Below are 17,866 nucleotides of genomic sequence, written 5' to 3' on the forward strand. Positions count from 1 at the left end.
GACGTCGCGGCCATCGGTGCCCACTCCCACCGTGGGCGCATTGCTGCACCTAAGCCCCGCCTGTGGGGCTAGCGGCGGTGCAGGGAGGCGCGTAGTTCGGGTGGGGTGGTTACTGGGAGATCGCAGACGGAGCCGCGGCAAACGTAGGCGGCGGGGGCGCCGTTGACTGGGGAGCGGTCGGTCAGGAGGGGTACCGAGTTGGGGGGTGCGGCGATTATGACGGTGCCGCCTGGGGCTTCGGTGCGGGCGGTGGTGAGCAATTCTGTTGCCGAGCTCGCGTTGTCGGGGAGCGCGATAGCTACTTGGAGGGGGCCGCGGAGGGCGGACTCGGCTACGGTCAGCCATTGGCCTGCCGAGCGTGGGGCGCGGGCGAGGACGACGGCACCGCGTTGCAAGGTTTGCTCGGCCAGTTCGCGGTAGCGAAGGGCAGGGTCGGCGGCGCTGATGGCGGCGGCCGTGAGCAGTGCTTCGGCCAAGGCGGATGCGCCCGCGGGGGTCGCACCGTCGATGGGATCGCGAGGGCGGGCGACGAGGGTTTCGGCGTCGTCGGCGGTGTCGAACCAACTGCCGGGTGCGGCGGGGTCGGCGAAGTGTTGGATCGCCTTGTCGAGCAGGCGCTGTGCGTGTTCGAGCCAGTCGAGTCGACCGGTGGCCTGGTGTAGGGCGAGCAGGCCGGTGACCAGCCAGGCGTAGTCCTCCAGAACGCCTGCAGATGTGCCGACCACTCCGCCGAGCGAGGCACGGCGCACCCGGCCGTCGACCACATGCTCGGCCAGCAGGAAGCGAGCGCAGCGGGCCGCGGCTTGCACCCAATCATCTTGTCGCAGTGCCGAACCCGCTTCAGCAAGCGCGGTTATGGCCATGCCGTTCCAGGCGGTCACCACCTTGTCGTCGCGGTCCGGCTGCGGACGTCGCGCACGGGCCTCGCGCAGTGTGGCGCGGACACGTTCGAAGCGTTCGACACCAGTCCCATTGTCGGACAATGCATCCGGATCGGCATACCTGGTGAGCACCGAGGTGCCCTGTTCGAAGTTCCCAGCGGTAGTTACCCCGAAAATCTCTGCCGCCCAAGCACCTTCGATAGGCCCGAGTTCACCGATCAGCTCGGCGGGGGTCCAAACATAGGTCGCCCCTTCGACACCCGGTCCGCCCGGCTCCAAGTGGGTGTCGGCATCCAGCGCGGACGCGAACCCACCCTGGTCGGTGCCGAGGTCATCGAGAATGAACTCGACTGTCTCGCGAGTAACCCTGTGTGCCAAGGACTCTCGCTCGGGGCTTCGGCGCGCGAGGTGTGCGTAGGCGCGCAGCAGTTGCGCGTTGTCATAGAGCATCTTCTCGAAATGCGGCACCACCCAGGCGGCATCGACGGAGTAACGGGCGAACCCGCCGCGCAGCTGGTCGTAGATGCCACCGCGCGCCATGGCTTCGGCCGTCCGATTCACCACATCGAAGGTCGCGGCATCGCCGGTGCGCTCCCAACTTCGCAACAGTCCCTCCAACAATGCCGATGGCGGAAACTTCGGCGCACCACCGAACCCGCCGTGCTTCGGATCTTCATCGCGCAGCACCGCCGCGACCGCATGATCGAGCAGTTCGGCCGAAATCGTCAGATCGGCCTCGGGCAGCCCGGCGGCCTGCGCCCGCAGCGCATCGGCTACCTGCGCAGACGCCTTGTCCACCTCGTCACGCCGGGTGTTCCAGGTATCGGTAATGGCCGTGAGCAACTGGGTGAACGACGGCATCCCGCCGCGCGGCACCTTCGGGTAGTAGGTGCCGCAGTAGAACGGCTCACCGTCCGGTGTGAGGAAGCACGTCATCGGCCAGCCGCCCTGACCGGTCATCGCCACGGTGGCATTCATATAGACCGCGTCCAGATCCGGCCGCTCCTCACGATCCACCTTGACGCACACGAAGTTGTCGTTCATCTGCGCCGCCGTGCGCGCATCCTCGAACGATTCGTGCGCCATCACATGGCACCAGTGGCAACTCGCGTATCCGATCGACAGCAGCACGGGCACGTCCCGCTCCCTGGCCTCGGCCAGCGCACGGACATCCCATTCCTGCCAGTGCACCGGATTGTCCGCGTGCTGGCGAAGGTACGGAGAGGTTGCGTTCCCGAGCCGGTTCACCCTGTCAGCTTCTCACGGCATGCGGTCCACGTCAGGTATGCGGCATGTGCACGGCGATCTCGCGCCGTGATCGCAGGTCGAGTTTGGCGAGGATATTCGATACGTGGGACTGAACCGTGCGGCGGGACAGGAACATTTGCGCCGCGATACCGGAATTGGAGCAGCCATCGGCGACCAGCGCTGCGACCTTGCGTTCGGTATCGGTCAGCGCCGCCCAGCCGGATTTGGGGCGGTTGCGCCGACCGCGCACACCGCGCCGAAGCCCGTACGGTCGCACGCGTGCGACCGTACGGGCGCTATCCCACGATGCGCCGAGTCGGCTGTAGATGCCGATCGCGGTGTCCAGCGAGTGGCGGGCCTCGCGATCACGTCCCTCGGCTGCGAGCAGTACGGCGGCGTTCTCGTGTGCCTGCGCTTCGTAGAGCGGCCGTCCGGACCGCAGGAAGGCCTCGGCGGCCGACAGCAGGCTATCGGGATCGCGCTCGGCCAGACCTCGACACAGCAGCGCTGTCCCACTCCTCGAGGCGGTCGGTGCTCGCGCCACGAGTTCGTCGGCGGCGGCCGCCACCGACAGCGCCGCATCCGTATCGCCGAGGTCCGCGGCCAGTCGAGCGATATCCGGGAAGATGTAGTACAGCGTCGCCGCGGCCAAGCGATCGGCCAGTCGCTGATGGGTGTCGACGAGCAGCTTCAACGCCAAGTCAGGATGGCCGTGCGCCTCGTGTGCCAACGCTTTGGCCCATAGGTGCAAGTGCGCGTATCCGGTGGTGCCCGCGAGGTCGTCGCGGATGGGAATGCTGTCCACGTCCGGCAGGAACGTGCCGCGGTGAATACCGATGAGCGCCGCCATGGTTTGCGCGACGGTCGAGTACCCGAGCACGTCCGGTGCCGCTGTGCTCGCGCGGCATTCGACTACGGCGTTATCCCAGCGACCCGCCAGCAGATAGAGCCGCGCCTTGGCGACGAGGTTCGAGGACAGATACACGCCATGGATGCGACGATTGTGCGCTATCGCCTGTCCCAGCACGTCCTCGGCATCGGTCAGGCGATCGAGCTCGATCAGACAGTGTGCCCGCAGCGCATATGGATCGAACTGGTCAGCGCCGGTGCCATCGGCCCAGGCAGTGGGTATCCGAGTGCTCAGCTCCAGCGCGTCAGCGAGATGGCCCCGGGAGTACCGGACCGCACCAACGGCCGCGAGGCCGTATCCGATGGTGCGGGGATTCCCACTGGATTCCCCCATCGCGATCGCCTTTCGCCCGGCCCGCTCGGCCGCATCGAACCGCTCGAGGAGCACATTGTGCACCGCGGACATGCCTTGGAAACGGCCAGCCGCCTCGACATCGAGAGTCATGGTGCGCAGTGCTGTTTCGGCGGTATCGACGGCATCGGCGACCTGCCCCAGAGCCTGACAGGCTTGGCCGAGCAGCCAGCGCATTTCGATATCGTCGCCGTACTTCGCGAGCGCGACACGCACTTCGGCCGCGGCCTCGGCAGCTCGTCCGCTCCGCAGCAGCGCCTCGACATACAGGCGGATCAGCCGTGGATTGTCGGCCGTTCTCGCGCGCAGCAACAGCCGCACCGCCAGCTCGGGTGCCCGAACGGCCAGTTTGTCGGCTACGGCTACCAGCCATTCGACGCCGGTGTGGTCCAGTTCGTAGTCGGCGACCGCCAGATAATGTGCGATCCGCTCGATAGGCGCATTGGTCGCCTGCAGAACCTCCGCGGTCCGGCGCAGCAGACGGGCGCGCACCGTCGCGGGCAGCTGATCGGAGAGCACCCGGCGGATCAAATCGTGCCGGAACACCACTTCGGAGTCGACGAGTTCGAGCAGTCCGGTCACCATCGCATCACTGACGACGCCCCAGACATCCAGGAGGGGGTGGTTCAGCACCGCCGCCAATTCGGCGACGTCGACGACTGGGCCGAGCGCGGCCGCGGTAGCCAACACGTTCCATGCCCGGCGCGGCAGAAAGTCCAGGCGCCGCGAAATCGCCTGGGCCAGTGTGATGGACGGGCGCTGCCCAGGGACCGCCTCCGCGGTGTCGGCGACCACCGTGATCGCCTGTTCGCGCAGCAAGGAGAGCACCAATTCGGTGATATAGCGTGGATTTCCGCGCGCGCCCGCCACCTCCCGCAGCAACGCGGGTCCTGGGTCGGCTCCGACGATATGCGACACCACTTCCGCGGCCGCCGCGTCGGTCAGGCCATCGAGCCGGATCAGCGTGGCGCGGCGTTCGGCCAAAAGTGCGGTCAACGGCGAGTCCTGAGGCTGTGGACGAGCCGCGAGTACCAGCAGGAGCGGCAGATCACCGATGCGCGCGGACAGCCGCTGCAACACCGACACGCTCCACGGGTCGGCCCAGTGGACGTCGTCCATGATCAGTGCGAGGGGGCCGCTGGCCGAACAGGTTTCGATGTGCTCGACGATCGCCTCGGCGATGGCGCTCTCGGACCTCGCCGGGACGTCGACCGCTCGATCGTCGCCGTCGAGCAGACGCCGGATCGGATCTATTCCCGACGTGTCGGTGTTGTGATCGAGCCAGGAGGCCAGTGCGGCGAACGGCACGGCCTGCTGAAGTTCTCGGGCGGCCCCCATGCGAATATGCAGGCCCGCCGCAGCGCACCGCACCCTGGCCGCGTCCAATAGAGATGTCTTGCCGATACCAGGTTCGCCCTGTACCAGCACCATGGCACCGTGTCCCGCTACGACCCGGTGTGTGAGGGCCGCCAGCATCTCGATCTCGCCGTCACGACCGACGAGCACTGTCGTGCCGGACTCCTTGGCAGGCCTGGCCGTCAACGAACCGCACATGCCGCAGCTCGATGATCCGGATCCGCCACCACGTCGACATGCCCCGAGGGGGACACGGTGACCGACGGCAAATCCCATTGGCGTGCTGGTTTTTCGGCGCGGGAGACGATCTTCCATCCGAACGGCATCAGGTGGACGCGTTCCCCGTATTCCCCCAGTCGTTCGGCGAGATCCGACAGCACATCGAGGGTGTCGGCGATGTGGGTGAGAAGGTCCGGTGGCTGGGCGGACGGCCTGAATCGACTACCTGCCGTCGCGCTGTGCGGGGTTCCAGCGATCACGACATAGGCAGCCTCGCTGACCATGCACAGGTACCGGATCGCGCGAACGGCCTCGGCGGTCAGGGGACAATCGCCCGGCTCGACGACGACCCGCACGACCAGACAATCGACGAACAGCTGCGTCACCCCCACCGCCGAGGGATCGACGGCTACGGCGCAGGGACCGGGTGTCACCGGAGTGTATTCGAAGCTGCGCCAACGACTTCCGACTGCCCTCATCCAACGGTCCCCCGCCGTCGACGCTGCGGGAGCTCGGTCATGGTCAGTACCCGTCCCGGTCCGGTTCCGTCGTCGGCGACCACGATTCCGCGCATGTGAACTCCTGACTATCGTCCGCAACCAGCTGGATCGGGTCGGCACCGAGCGCCGCGGCGGCCCGATCCGGACATCAGCTATCGGACCGTAACCGCCGCCGCGGCTGCCTCGGTTGTCCTGAAGCGCATGAGCATTGTCCGAATGCGCACAACTCGGAAACGGGAAGTTCTCGCTCCGGCGGTGATCCGCGCGGTTCTGCTCTAAACTTCTTCTCGAATCGGGGTCGGCACCCAGGCCACCGATGATCGTCGAGTCCGGAGGCGATATTCATGACTTCAGCGGCTATCGCCGACTCCACCACGACAAGTGTGGTGGATCCCCATGAGCGAGCCGACTATTGGGCCGATCTGATCAGCACATACCACTGCCGGCTCGGCTATAGATTTCCGCGCAGAACGGACTTCACGGGCCATACCCAACTGCGGCGCACCGCCGCCTACCAGCTCGTCGGATGGAACTCGGATGCCGTCACCTACCTGCGCAATCCGAGCCACATCCGTGCCGACCCCGATGACGACTATCGGCTGATCGTTCCTTTCGCCGGGCGACTGTCCTTCCGCACCGACGACGGGTACGGGATCCTCGCCCCAGGAACAATGTGCCTGGTGGCGGTCGACCGGCCGTACGCGATGTCCATGTCCGATGGCACGCGGGGGATGATCATCACGATTCCGCGCAAGGAGATACAGCATCGCCTCAACCGCATCGTGCCACCCAACCACCCGCTGGATCTCACCTCTGGGCTCGGGCGGGTGACCGACGGGATCCTCGACGGCCTGTACACCGAATGCACCGCGCTCACCGACCTGCAATTCGACGCGGTGTTCGAACGGATGGTGGACCTGCTGTGCATGCAGATCCTCGGCGACCCGGCGAGCTCACCGTCCCAGCTCACCCATGTCGAAGCGACCGCGCGCCGATATATCCACGACCACGCCGCAGATCCCGGACTCACCGGCACGCGCGTCGCCGGTGAGCTCGGCTGGTCGCTTCGTCAAATTCAAATGGCGTTCAGCAATGTCGGCACTACACCCAGTGAAGTCATCCGGGAAGAACGCCTGAAGCTGGCGCGCGATCGCCTGCGCAGCCCCGCCTATCAGCATCGAAGTATTACCGATATCGCCTCCGACCTGGGCTTCGGTTCGATCAGCAGTTTCACGAAGGCCTTCCGCCGCCGCTTCGACACCACCCCCGGCCAACTTCGCCAGGGACTGACCGGCCACGCCGCACTCGAGCTCCCTCGACTGGCGATTTCCGGACCAGCAAGCGCCGCCGCCGACCGCTGAATCGAAACCGTTATCGTCGCAGCGTGGACTCCCTGCGCCAGCTGCGGTACTTCGTCGCCGTCGCCGAAGAACTGCATTTCGGACGGGCCGCCGAACGCCTCGGTATCGCGCAGCCGCCGCTGAGCCAGCGCATCCGCAAGCTGGAGCACGATCTCGGCGCGCGGCTGTTCGACCGGGACAGCCGACGCGTCGAACTCACCGAGGCCGGCCAGATCCTGCTGGTGGAGGCCCGCGATCTGCTCGCCCGCTGGGATCGGGCACAGCGGCTGGTTGGTAAGGCGCATCGAGGTGAGATCGATGCGCTGCGGGTCGGTGTCCCACCCGAATTGGCCGGGCGGGTGCTCGCCGCGATGCTTACGGCGTTCGAAAGCCGTGACGTCCGAGTCGACCTACAGGAACTGACCACCGCCGAGCAGATCCGGCTGCTCGCCGACCGCCAGCTCGACGCCGGACTGCTGCAACATCCGGTCGACGTGGTCGGACTCGAACTCGGCCCCGAGGTCGACACACCGCTCGGCGTGGTGCTGCCGCGCGATTCGCCGCTGGCCACCCGCTCGGCGCTCACCCTCGCCGACCTGGCCGGACTCGGTCTGGTGATCTTTCCGCGCGCCGCCGCGCCCGGCCTCTACGACGCGACCCTGCGCACCTGCTGGGAGCACGGGTTCCGGCCCACCCGCGTTCAGCACGCCCGCAATCCCGAATTCGTGCTCGGTATGGTGCTTTCCGGTCGCGGCGTCGCCTTCGACCAGGGCATGGTCGCGCAAAAGGAACCGCGCGTCGTCTGGCGACCGCTGACCGACGCACTGAACTGGCGACTCTCACTGGCCTGGCCAGCGGCGGCACCGCATCCGCTGGTGCGCGAATTGGCCGAGCTGATCGTGACGGTCATCAAGGGCGACGGCGCATCACGGCCCGCGCCCGCTCAGGAGGTGGCGCAGCGGCCCTGGAACGTCGTATTCGGCAGATCGTGACGGATGCGGTGAATCGCCGACCGGGCAGCCGCGCCGATCGCATGATCCACCTCCGGCAACCGCTGGGCGAGCGTATCCGCCCTGGTGAAAACCGCTACGGCATAACGACTTCCACCCGGATAGGCCACCACGCCGATCTCATTGCGAATCGCGGGCAGTGATCCCGTCTTGCCCCACACCGACACCTCCGGCGGAAAAGCTGCGGCGAGACGGTGCCAGTTGAGCTGCTGGCCCATGAGTTCGCGCACCCACCGGCAGGCGGCAGGATCGCCCGCGCGATCCTGGCCGAGCAGGGTGAGCAGGCGCGTCATCTCCCGCGGCGTGCTCGCGGTGGTACGCAACGGATCCATCGCACGGGTGCCGAGCACATCCGACACGCTCAGGGTCGGGAAGCGCCGGGCGAATTCGGCGGTATCGGAGGCGCCGATATCCTCCGCCATGGTCTGCACGATGTATCTGGGCGACCCGACGATTCGAGTCTCGGTAAGCCCCAATTCGCGCACCAGCGAGCGCACATTGTCCAGGCCGACGCGATCGAAGAGCAGGTCGGCGGCGGTGTTATCGCTCACGGTCAGTGCGAAGAACGCCGCATCGCGAAGACTGAATTCAACATCGTCCAGACATCCGGCGGTGCCGATACCACCGAGCCGGTCGACCGCGGTGGCCCGCACCCGATCCGTCGGGTCGAGCTGGCCCGCGACCACCTGCCGCGCGAACTCCAGCACCAACGGCACCTTCACCACCGAAGCGAGCACCACCGGTTCATCGGCACCGAGCCCCACCTCACCGGCGCAATCGAAGCATCGGGCGTGCACCCAACCCTGGACACCGGCCTTACCGAAGATCTGCTCCACGACTGCCAAACTTCCACATGGAATCGCGCGGAGTCAGCTTGACTCTCCCACCGATGGAGGGTTCAGGCTCGTCACCGTCCGAGATTTCGATACCGAAGGGCTCACGATGAAACTCGATCTGGCAAAGAGTGATCGACACTACTACGCCGCCACCCCCGAACCCGAATTGCGCACCTTCGACACCTACGGCTACCTGACGGTCACCGGCTCCGGCGCACCCGGCGGCGAGAATTACACCGAGGCAGTGCGGAGGCTGTATCGAACCGCCTACGGCGCCAAGAAGATCGCCAAGACAGACGGCCAGGATTTCGTGGTCCCGAAGCTCGAGGGCCAGTGGTGGGTGAACTCCGATGAGCCGCCGCTGTCGGTGCCACGCGAACAGTGGCAATGGAAGCTGATGATCCGCATGCCCGAGGTGATCAGCGCCGAGATGGTGTCCGGCGCGACATTCGAGCGGCTGACCGAGGGTGCCGCGATCCACGTCATGCATATCGGACCGTATGCCACCGAACCGCAGACACTGGCCAAGATGGAAGCGTTCATGGCCGCCGAGGGCTTGGTCATGAACGGCCGCCATCACGAGATCTACCTCTCGGATCCGCGCCGATCACCCGACGCGAATACCCGCACCATCCTGCGTCATCCCGTGCGTCGCGCCTGAGATCGACTGTGCGACAAGCGGTTACCAGGTCCGGCCGAGATAGCCGAGCAGTCGACGGTGCGCGGGCGCGTCCACGGGTACCGTGACCTCCTCGTCGAATATCCCCGAATTGCGGAACCTGTCGAGCCCACCCATGGCGTGCATGGCGGTCAGCACTTCGGCACACAGTTCGTCATCGGCGAGGTCGGGGCGGTCGATGGCCACGGCGATATCGACACCGTGCGCGACGACCTCGGTGAGATGGACCATGGCGGCCGCCGGACCAGGTAGCTCACCGAGCGCCAGGAGGACGGTGCCGGTCAGGGCGTCGGGGCGATGCCAGGCGGCGCGGTCCACCTCGGCGGCCGCGGCGAAGGCACCCTGCGGATCGACGCCGAGCCAGTCGTCCTCGATTCCGGCGCCCGCATCGGTGCCGCTGACCTCCGCCGCGAACCGGTGCATATTGCCGACGGCATGATTGAGCACCGCATGCACATCCCAATCCTGACAAGGCGTCGGCGCCGCGAGCCGGTCCCCATCGACGGCGGCGATCACGATCGCACCCGTCATATCCAGTGCGCGGTCGATCTGTCCGATCACATTGTCCATAGGCATCCTTCGCTCGAAGCGTCAGCAGAAGAGGTAGCACAATCAGCCGACATCCAAACTCGATCCAACCCCGCCCAGATCACGGTATCCAGCACGACAAAGACGCTAAAGGGTTGCGCCGATGCCTTTCCGTCGCAGCATATGGTCGAATGCACCGAGCCCTGGCAAGTTCCGTCCAGCATTGCGGACCGCCGGCGCGCAGGGCCGACGGTCCGCGGTGACGTCATCGGCGTCACTTGCCCGCACCATCGCGGCGACCGGCTGGTGACCGTCAACGTCCACGGCCTCGACGCCCTGGTCGCCCGGCAGTAGTACCGGCCGGGTAGTTCATCGCGCAGATCCTCGAATGTCATTGGTATGTCCTCACTTCACAGCTGTGCCCGAAAGCACCTGCGGCCGGTGGATCGTGCCGCGACTACACCAATGACGAAACAGCAGCGGCAAATGTAACAGCGGCCGCCCGAAGTCTCGGACGGCCGCTGCGAAATCAGCTTTTATCAGGCCCTTCATCGGACTCGACGTCGGTGTTGTCGAGCCGGGTTATACCGGGTTCGGTGCCCTCGTCCGCCGCCTGATCCGGCTCCGGATGGTCGGGCTCGAAGGTCGCGGGCAGGCCTTTGATATGCCGGTTCATCGAGCGCACCAGCAGTACGGTTCCGGCGAGCAACAACAGAATGATCACCAGACCCAGCGGCGACGCCTTGCCGAATTCGGGTCCGGTTGGTGTGCCGGGAGATTGCGCGAGGAAAACCAACATCACCGGTGCTCGTCTTCGATACCGGCGAACAGATCGGTCTCGGGCAGTGTGGAGTCGACCCTGGACTTGGCCAGTTCGAACTCCTCGGTGGGCCACAGCCGCTGCTGCATTTCCATCGGAATCGCGAAGAACGCGCCGTTGGGATCGATCTGGGTCGCATGTGCGCGCAGGGCGTCATCGCGCTGCGGGAAGTACTTGGCGCACTCGATCTGGGTGGTCACCCTGGTCATGCCGTCGGGGCGGCCCTGGCGGTAGGCGCGCGTGCGTTCGAGCCACTCCTGCAGCGGGAACGGCTCGCCGATGCGCTCGTATTCGGCGGCGAAGACGTCCAGGCGCGCCATGGTGAAACCGTGGTCGTAGTAGATCTTCAGCGGCTGCCATGGCTCGCCCGCATCCGGGAAACGGTCCGGATCGCCCGCCGCCTCGAACGCGGCCATCGACACCTCATGGCAGCGGATGTGATCGGGATGCGGGTAGCCGCCGTTCTCGTCATAGGTGGTCATCACGTGCGGTTTGAATTCGCGTACCACGCGGACCAGTGCCTCGACGGCCTCCTCCAGCGGTACCAGCGCGAAGCAGCCCTCGGGCAGCGGCGGCGGCGGATCGCCCTCGGGTAGGCCGGAGTCCACGAAACCGAGCCAGGTCTGGCGCACGCCGAGTGCGGCGGCCGCGGCCTCCATCTCCTCGCGCCGGATCTCATCGATCCGCTCCAACACGCCGGGGGTGTCCATTGCCGGATTGAGGATGCTGCCGCGTTCGCCGCCGGTCAGCGTGACGATGAGGACATCGTGGCCCTCGTCGGCATACCGTGCGGTCGTCGCGGCACCCTTGCTCGATTCGTCGTCGGGGTGCGCATGAACCGCCATGAGCCGAAAGCCACTCACGTCTCGTTCACCTCATCAACCACCGTCATACCTCGTACTCTCCGCCGCCGGGGTCCGATCTGCCTGTCCCTATAGTTCCATTCGACAGACTTTTGTTCCGACGTACCCCCCGGAGTGAGACGGCATGAGTGAAACGCCTGGCGACACGCCGATCGACCGACGTGCCGACCGGTACGGAACCGCGCCACGCCCGACACGCCGCTGGATTCCGTTAGCACTGGGCGCGGTCGTGCTCGCCGCGGGTCTCGGGGTCGCCTACGTCGGCTTCCAGAAGTACGGACCCGAGGATATCGACGCCGAACAGCTCGGCTATACCGTCGTCGACGACTCCACCATCTCGGTCCATCTCAAGCTCACCCGCAAGGATCCGCAGCAGCCGGTCGTGTGTTTCGTACGCGCGATGGCCAGGGACGGGTCCGAATTGGGCCGCCGCGAGGTGCTGATCGAGCCGTCCGACAGCGGCACCATCGAGCTGACGACCGTCGTTCGCGCCTCCGCCCGGCCGGTGTCGAGCAGCATCTACGGCTGTAGCGATGACGTGCCGAAGTATCTGCGGGCGGGTTGATTCGAGGCGATAAACAACCGAGGCGTCCACAAAATGAACGCCGACCTGCGTGTTTGTGATTCATGCTAAAATGGTGTGATACACGGTTCCGGGGCTCGGAGCCGTGTTTGCTGCATTGGCGGCCAGCGCTGTCAGTTCCGGGTTAGTGAGCTTGCCGGACCTGAAGCCTGTCGGGGTTCGATGAACTTCCCCAGGATGGCACTAGCCGTCGGCTGGTGCGTGCCCGCCCCCTGTGGGCACTGCAGCGGATCAGGGAACCCGGCCTCGGTCGGGAACAACTACTAGGGAGTGATCGAGATGACTGAGACGCAAGTGACTTGGCTGACCCCGGAGTCGCACGACAGGCTCAAGGGTGAACTCGACGCGCTCATCGCCAATCGTCCGGTCATCGCCGCCGAGATCAACGAGCGCCGCGAAGAGGGCGACCTCAAGGAAAACGGCGGATATCACGCCGCTCGTGAAGAGCAGGGTCAGCAGGAGGCGCGCATCCGGCAGCTGCAGGAGCTGCTGAACAACGCCAAGGTCGGCGTTGCGCCCACCAAGTCCGGCGTCGCATTGCCGGGTTCGGTCGTCAAGGTCTACTACGACGGTGACGAATCCGACACCGAGACCTTCCTCATCGCGACCCGCGAAGAAGGGCTCAACGATTCCAAGCTCGAGACCTACTCGCCGAATTCGCCGCTCGGTGGCGCGCTCATCGATGCGAAGGTCGGCGACACCCGTGAGTACACGCTGCCCAACGGCAAGACCATGAAGGTCACACTGGTCAGCGCCGAGCCGTACCACAGCTGAGCGCGGGGCGGGACGAACTCGGCCCGAGCCGAATCCGCCCGAAGCCGCCACCCAGCCAGACAAGAGCGGCCGCGCCCGGATAGTCCGGATGCGGCCGCTCTTTGTGCTGACAGTCGGGGTCATCGCATTCGCCGCGGCGCCCCGACCTGGTTCCATCAGTTCGCCAGTGCCTGTTCGACGTCGGCCAGCAGATCGCTGACGTCCTCGATGCCGACCGAGAGTCGCACCAGATCGTCGGGCACCTCCAACTGCGAGCCGGCGGTGGAGGCGTGCGTCATGGCGGCCGGATGTTCGATCAGCGATTCCACGCCGCCGAGCGATTCGGCGAGGGTGAAGATCTTGGTGCGCGAGCAGAACTCGTGCGCCGCATCCTTGCCGCCGCTGAGCCGCACCGAGATCATGCCGCCGAAGCGCTTCATCTGCTTATCGGCGATGGCGTGGCCCGGATGCTCGGCCAGGCCGGGGTAGATGACCTGCGAAATGGCCGGATGCCTGGTCAGGAACTCAGCGATGGTCTCGGCGTTGTCGCAGTGCCGATCCATCCGCACCGCGAGGGTTTTGGTGCCGCGCAGGGTGAGATAGGCGTCGAACGGGCCGGGCACCGCACCCGCACCGTTCTGCAGGAAGGCGAATGCCGCATCGAGTTCCGGATCATTGGTGATCAGCGCACCGCCGACGACATCGGAGTGTCCGCCGAGGTATTTGGTGGTCGAATGCGTGACGATATCGGCGCCGAGCAGCAGCGGCTGCTGCAGGTACGGTGTGGCAAAAGTGTTGTCCACCACCAGTTTCGCGCCCGCGATATGCGCGACCTCGGCCAGCGCCGGAATATCGCCGATGCTCAGCAGCGGGTTGGTCGGTGTTTCGATCCAGATCAGCTTGGTGTTCGGGCGAATCGCGGCGCGCATCTCGTCGACGTTGAATACGTGCGCGGGCGAATGCTCGATTCCCCACTGGCTGAAGACCTTGTCGATCAACCGGAAGGTGCCGCCGTAGGCGTCGTCCGGGATGACGATGTGGTCACCGGGGCGCAGCGTCGCCCGCAGCGCACAGTCGGTGGCGGCCATGCCGGAGGCGAATGCGCGTCCGTAGCGGCCGGATTCGAGCGCGGCGAGGTTCGCCTCGAGCGCGGTCCTGGTCGGGTTGCCGGTACGGCCGTACTCGTAGCCTTCGCGCAATCCGCCCACCCCGTCCTGGGCGAACGTCGAACTCGCGTAGATGGGCACGTTCACCGCACCGGTCCGCGCTTCGGGTTCGTATCCGGCGTGCACGGCTCTGGTGGAGAATCCCAGCTCGGTCATGGGGTCAGCCTAACCCCGGGCGATCTGCGGGCTATCGACTGGACCACCCGTTGTACCCGATCCCGGTTTTCGGCGCGGCGACCGGCGGTAGGTTGAGCTCATGCTGAGCGTTGATGAACTATTCGCGATCGATGCCCTGTTGACCGAGGACGAGCGCGAGATCCGCGATACCGTCCGCACGTTCGCCAACCATAGGTTGCGGCCGCAGATCGCGGAATGGTTCGAGGCCGGGACGTTTCCGGCCCGTGAGCTCGCGCCGGAACTGGGCAATATCGGGTTGCTCGGTATGCACCTCGAGGGCTACGGATGCGCGGGACTGTCGGCGACCGCGTACGGTCTGGCCTGCCAGGAGCTCGAGGCGGTCGATTCGGGTGTGCGCAGCATGGTTTCGGTGCAGGGTTCACTGGCCATGACCGCGATCCACAAGTTCGGCTCGGAGGAACAGAAGCAGCAGTGGCTGCCGGATATGGCGGCCGGGCGCGCGCTCGGCTGCTTCGGACTCACCGAACCGGATTTCGGCTCGAATCCGGGTGGCATGCGGACCAGGGCCAAGCGCGACGGCACCGACTGGGTGCTCAACGGCTCCAAGATGTGGATCACCAATGGGTCGGTGGCCGATATCGCGGTGGTGTGGGCGCAGACCGAGGATGAGGGCAAGCAAGTGGTGCGCGGCTTCCTGGTCCCGGCGGGCGCGCCCGGATTCACCGCGCGCGAGATGCATCACAAATTGTCGCTGCGCGCGTCGGTGACCGCGGAACTCGACTTCGACGATGTGCGGCTGCCCGCCGATGCGGTGCTGCCGCAATCGCGCGGGCTGAGTTCCCCACTCGCCTGCCTGAGCGAGGCGCGCTTCGGCATTATCTTCGGCGCTCTCGGCGCGGCCCGCGACTGCCTGGCCGCGACCATCGAGTACGCCCGGACCAGGGAGGTATTCGACAAGCCGCTGGCCGCCTACCAGCTGACCCAGGCGAAGCTCGCGGATATGGCGCTTGAGTACGGCAAGGGCCAGTTGCTCGCGCTACAGATCGGCCGGTTGAAGGATCGCGGCGAGGTGCTTGCCGAGCAGATCAGCGCGGGCAAGCTGAACAGCACCCGGGAGGCCATCGCCATCGCCCGCGAATGCCGAACCATTCTCGGCGCGAACGGCATCACACTGGACTATCCGGTGCTGCGGCATGCGAACAATCTCGAGTCGGTGCTCACATACGAGGGCACGGCGGAAGTGCACCAGTTGGTGCTCGGAAAGGCGCTCACCGACTCGAATGCGTTTCGGTAGGAGCCTTATTGTTCGGGCGGCCGCTTGGATGAAAACGCCACAGTTTCATAGCTGCTGGCCCTGGTTGCTGGCATAGGCAGATGCTGTCACTCATCCCCGCGTTTCCCGATGGGCAACGCGCGGACTTCAAGCCTGATATCGAGCGGCCGCCCCCTGCCACACCGGACTTACGCCGCTATGCTCCCCTGCCGAACGCTGACCACTCCCGCGCGGCAAATCACGCGAATCCCCGTGCGCGGCTGGCATATTCACCATCGCAGACTGGTCGCCCTACTTTCACAACCCGGATTACACCGCGTAGAGAACATTGTTACTGCCTGTCATCGTGGTGCCATCTCGACGTCACCGAATTGCCAAGGAACGAGGCGCAAGCTATATCGCATCGAAATGTCCCTGGAGGTACACGATGCACGCGCTCTTACCCGCCGCCTCGAACTCGTTGGGAGCCAGCCATGTTCGTGCGCAGTAGCGCCCCGATCATCCAGGGCGCGCGAGCACTGCCGGATCAACGCGAATTGGTCGCCGCCTTCGGCGGACATCCGGTCGAGCCGGGGCAAAATCATCCGCTCATTCCGCTGGCACACGCACTCGCCGACCTGCACCGGCAGCGCCACGACGATCCGCTCGCCACCGCCGGAATAGATTGCCGCCGAGCCGAACTCGTCTCCGCCATCGACACCTGGGTGATCAGACGAGTGCCGCAGCGGCAGTCGACCGCGCATATCCGCGCCGAATCCATCGGCGCGACCATGGATCGAATGGCCGCCGCCTACGTCCACGCCAGCCACCTACTGCACACCGCCGAAAAAGTCTCCGACGATCGCGTCCACGCCGCTTGGTACCGCCTGGCCCAACTCGCCGACCACTGGACCGACCTCACAATCGGCGCCCCCCAACGCCACACCGCGTGAGATCAAGATCAGGTGGCTCTGGTGGCGTGGTCCTCTCGGGCCGATGCCGCCACAGACACCACCTGATCTTGATTCAGATGGAGCCGGTGCTGAGGAAGCCGAGGAGGTCGTGGCGGGTGATTACGCCTACGGGCTTGCCGTCTTCGACGACCATGAGGGCATCGGTGTCGGAGAGGGCCTTGGTGGCGGCTGAGATGGGTTCGCCGGAGCCGATCAGCGGGAAGGATGGGCTCATGTGTTTGGCGACTGAGTCTGTCAGGTGCGCGCGGCCTTCGAAGACCGCGGACAGTAGGTCCCGTTCGGTCACGCTGCCCGCGACCTCGCCCGCCATTACCGGCGGTTCGGCGCCGACGACCGGCATCTGCGAAACCCCGTACTCGCGCAGGATCTCGATCGCATCGCGCAGAGTTTCCGAGGGGTGGGTGTGCACGAGATCCGGCAACGCGCCCGACTTGCCGCGCAGCACATCGCCGACCAGGGGCTCCGCCGCGCCGTCCATCCGATCACGCAGGAAGCCGTAGGAGCTCATCCACTGGTCGTTGAAGATCTTCGACAGATAGCCGCGGCCGCCGTCGGGCAGTAGCACGACCACCAGCGCATCCGGATCGCGGCGGGCGACCTCGATGGCCGCGATCACCGCCATACCGCAGGAGCCGCCGACCAGCAGGCCCTCCTCGCGCGCGAGCCTGCGGGTCATATCGAAGGAATCGGCATCGGAGACGGCGATGATCTCGTCGGGCACGGCCGGGTCGTAGGCCGATGGCCAGAAGTCCTCACCGACACCCTCGACCAGATACGGCCGACCGGTGCCGCCGGAGTACACCGAACCCTCGGGGTCGGCGCCGACGATCTGCACCTTGCCGCCGGAGACCTCCTTCAGATACCGACCGGCGCCGGTGATGGTGCCGCCGGTACCGACGCCTGCCACGAAGTGGGTGACCTTGCCGTCGGTATCGCGCCAGATCTCCGGTCCCGTGGTCTCGTAGTGGCTGTCCGGACCGCCGGGGTTGGAGTACTGATCCGGCTTCCACGCGCCGTCGATCTCGCGGACCAGCCGGTCGGAGACGCTGTAGTAGCTGTCCGGGTGGTCCGGGGGCACCGCGGTCGGGCACACCACGACCTCGGCGCCATAGGCGCGCAGCACGTTGCGCTTGTCCTCACTGACCTTGTCCGGGCAGACGAATACGCACTTGTAGCCGCGCTGTTGCGCGACAAGCGCGAGTCCGACACCGGTATTTCCGGAGGTCGGCTCGACAATGGTGCCGCCGGGCCGCAGCGCGCCGGAGGCCTCGGCCGCCTCGATCATCTTCACGGCGATGCGGTCCTTGGAGCTACCGCCCGGATTCAGATATTCGATCTTGGCCGCGACAATGCCGGCGTTGGGACCCACCACCGAGTTCAATCGAACCAGCGGCGTATTGCCGATGAGGTCAACGACGTGATCAGCGATGCGCATGCCCCTATCGTTGCAGAAGGAGTC

The 17,866-nt window shown here is 66.0% G+C and carries 17 protein-coding genes; 8 read left to right on the forward strand and 9 right to left on the reverse strand.

Annotation, left to right across the window (positions count from 1 at the left end; genetic code table 11):
- Positions 1-68: 68 nt before the first annotated feature.
- Genes ACIBG0_RS30250 through ACIBG0_RS30260 form a run of 3 tightly spaced genes read right to left on the reverse strand, consistent with a single transcriptional unit; the run spans position 69 to position 5,399 of the window.
- A complete protein-coding gene (locus ACIBG0_RS30250; protein WP_397037027.1) occupies positions 69-2,129 on the reverse strand; it encodes a thioredoxin domain-containing protein in 2,061 nt (686 codons plus the stop codon).
- Between the two features lie 31 nt (positions 2,130-2,160).
- Entirely contained in the window at positions 2,161-4,932 is a 2,772-nt protein-coding gene (locus ACIBG0_RS30255; protein ID WP_397037029.1) for an ATP-binding protein, read from the reverse strand.
- Positions 4,929-5,399 (reverse strand): hypothetical protein, encoded by a 471-nt coding sequence (locus ACIBG0_RS30260; protein ID WP_397037030.1) that lies wholly within the window; start codon positions 5,397-5,399, stop codon positions 4,929-4,931. The genes ACIBG0_RS30255 and ACIBG0_RS30260 overlap by 4 nt, the downstream gene beginning before the upstream one ends.
- Positions 5,400-5,809: 410 nt before the next feature.
- Between ACIBG0_RS30260 and ACIBG0_RS30265 the strand changes: the two genes are divergently transcribed.
- The gene (locus tag ACIBG0_RS30265; RefSeq protein ID WP_397037032.1) at positions 5,810-6,826 is read left to right on the forward strand and encodes a helix-turn-helix domain-containing protein; all 1,017 of its coding nucleotides are present in this window, start codon (positions 5,810-5,812) and stop codon (positions 6,824-6,826) included.
- Positions 6,827-6,849: 23 nt separating this feature from the next.
- Positions 6,850-7,797, forward strand: a complete 948-nt coding sequence (locus ACIBG0_RS30270; protein WP_397037033.1) for a LysR substrate-binding domain-containing protein — start codon at positions 6,850-6,852, stop codon at positions 7,795-7,797.
- Here the strand turns inward: ACIBG0_RS30270 and ACIBG0_RS30275 are convergent.
- The gene (locus tag ACIBG0_RS30275; protein ID WP_397037245.1) at positions 7,749-8,651 is read right to left on the reverse strand and encodes a serine hydrolase; all 903 of its coding nucleotides are present in this window, start codon (positions 8,649-8,651) and stop codon (positions 7,749-7,751) included. The two genes, ACIBG0_RS30270 and ACIBG0_RS30275, sit on opposite strands and share 49 nt — an antisense overlap.
- 106 nt (positions 8,652-8,757) lie before the next feature.
- On the opposite strand from ACIBG0_RS30275, the gene ACIBG0_RS30280 reads away from it, so the two are divergent.
- Positions 8,758-9,312 (forward strand): GyrI-like domain-containing protein, encoded by a 555-nt coding sequence (locus ACIBG0_RS30280; protein WP_397037035.1) that lies wholly within the window; start codon positions 8,758-8,760, stop codon positions 9,310-9,312.
- 21 nt (positions 9,313-9,333) lie between these two features.
- Here ACIBG0_RS30280 and ACIBG0_RS30285 read toward each other — a convergent pair whose 3' ends face one another.
- Positions 9,334-9,900, reverse strand: coding sequence for a TIGR03086 family metal-binding protein (locus ACIBG0_RS30285; protein ID WP_397037037.1), 567 nt, complete (start codon positions 9,898-9,900; stop codon positions 9,334-9,336).
- Positions 9,901-10,041: 141 nt separating this feature from the next.
- Here ACIBG0_RS30285 and ACIBG0_RS30290 point away from each other — a divergent pair, with 141 nt between their 5' ends.
- Positions 10,042-10,212, forward strand: coding sequence for a hypothetical protein (locus tag ACIBG0_RS30290; RefSeq protein WP_397037038.1), 171 nt, complete (start codon positions 10,042-10,044; stop codon positions 10,210-10,212).
- 175 nt (positions 10,213-10,387) lie between these two features.
- On the opposite strand, the gene ACIBG0_RS30295 is transcribed toward ACIBG0_RS30290, so the two are convergent.
- Both ACIBG0_RS30295 and mca read right to left on the reverse strand, forming a co-directional pair.
- Positions 10,388-10,657: a hypothetical protein gene (locus tag ACIBG0_RS30295; RefSeq protein ID WP_397037247.1), complete on the reverse strand. Its 270-nt coding sequence runs from the start codon at positions 10,655-10,657 to the stop codon at positions 10,388-10,390.
- A complete protein-coding gene (gene mca / locus ACIBG0_RS30300; protein WP_397037248.1) occupies positions 10,657-11,523 on the reverse strand; it encodes a mycothiol conjugate amidase Mca in 867 nt (288 codons plus the stop codon). Before mca ends, ACIBG0_RS30295 begins: the two co-directional genes overlap by 1 nt.
- A gap of 142 nt (positions 11,524-11,665) precedes the next feature.
- On the opposite strand from mca, the gene ACIBG0_RS30305 reads away from it, so the two are divergent.
- Both ACIBG0_RS30305 and greA read left to right on the forward strand, forming a co-directional pair.
- Positions 11,666-12,106, forward strand: coding sequence for a DUF4307 domain-containing protein (locus tag ACIBG0_RS30305; protein ID WP_397037040.1), 441 nt, complete (start codon positions 11,666-11,668; stop codon positions 12,104-12,106).
- 297 nt (positions 12,107-12,403) lie between these two features.
- The gene (gene greA, locus ACIBG0_RS30310; protein ID WP_040695247.1) at positions 12,404-12,898 is read left to right on the forward strand and encodes a transcription elongation factor GreA; all 495 of its coding nucleotides are present in this window, start codon (positions 12,404-12,406) and stop codon (positions 12,896-12,898) included.
- 155 nt (positions 12,899-13,053) lie between these two features.
- Here the strand turns inward: greA and ACIBG0_RS30315 are convergent, their stop codons facing one another.
- Positions 13,054-14,199, reverse strand: a complete 1,146-nt coding sequence (locus ACIBG0_RS30315; RefSeq protein WP_397037042.1) for a cystathionine gamma-synthase — start codon at positions 14,197-14,199, stop codon at positions 13,054-13,056.
- Positions 14,200-14,299: 100 nt separating this feature from the next.
- On the opposite strand from ACIBG0_RS30315, the gene ACIBG0_RS30320 reads away from it, so the two are divergent.
- On the forward strand, positions 14,300-15,475 hold the full coding sequence (locus ACIBG0_RS30320; RefSeq protein ID WP_397037044.1) for an acyl-CoA dehydrogenase family protein: 1,176 nt from the start codon (positions 14,300-14,302) through the stop codon (positions 15,473-15,475).
- A 452-nt stretch (positions 15,476-15,927) separates the two neighbouring features.
- Positions 15,928-16,386 (forward strand): DUF4254 domain-containing protein, encoded by a 459-nt coding sequence (locus ACIBG0_RS30325; RefSeq protein ID WP_397037046.1) that lies wholly within the window; start codon positions 15,928-15,930, stop codon positions 16,384-16,386.
- Positions 16,387-16,459: 73 nt separating this feature from the next.
- Here the strand turns inward: ACIBG0_RS30325 and ACIBG0_RS30330 are convergent, their stop codons facing one another.
- Positions 16,460-17,842, reverse strand: a complete 1,383-nt coding sequence (locus ACIBG0_RS30330) for a cystathionine beta-synthase (RefSeq protein ID WP_397037047.1) — start codon at positions 17,840-17,842, stop codon at positions 16,460-16,462.
- Between the last annotated feature and the right edge of the window lie 24 nt (positions 17,843-17,866).

This window comes from Nocardia sp. NPDC050630 (genome assembly GCF_044457245.1).
Classification (GTDB): Bacteria; Actinomycetota; Actinomycetes; order Mycobacteriales; family Mycobacteriaceae; genus Nocardia.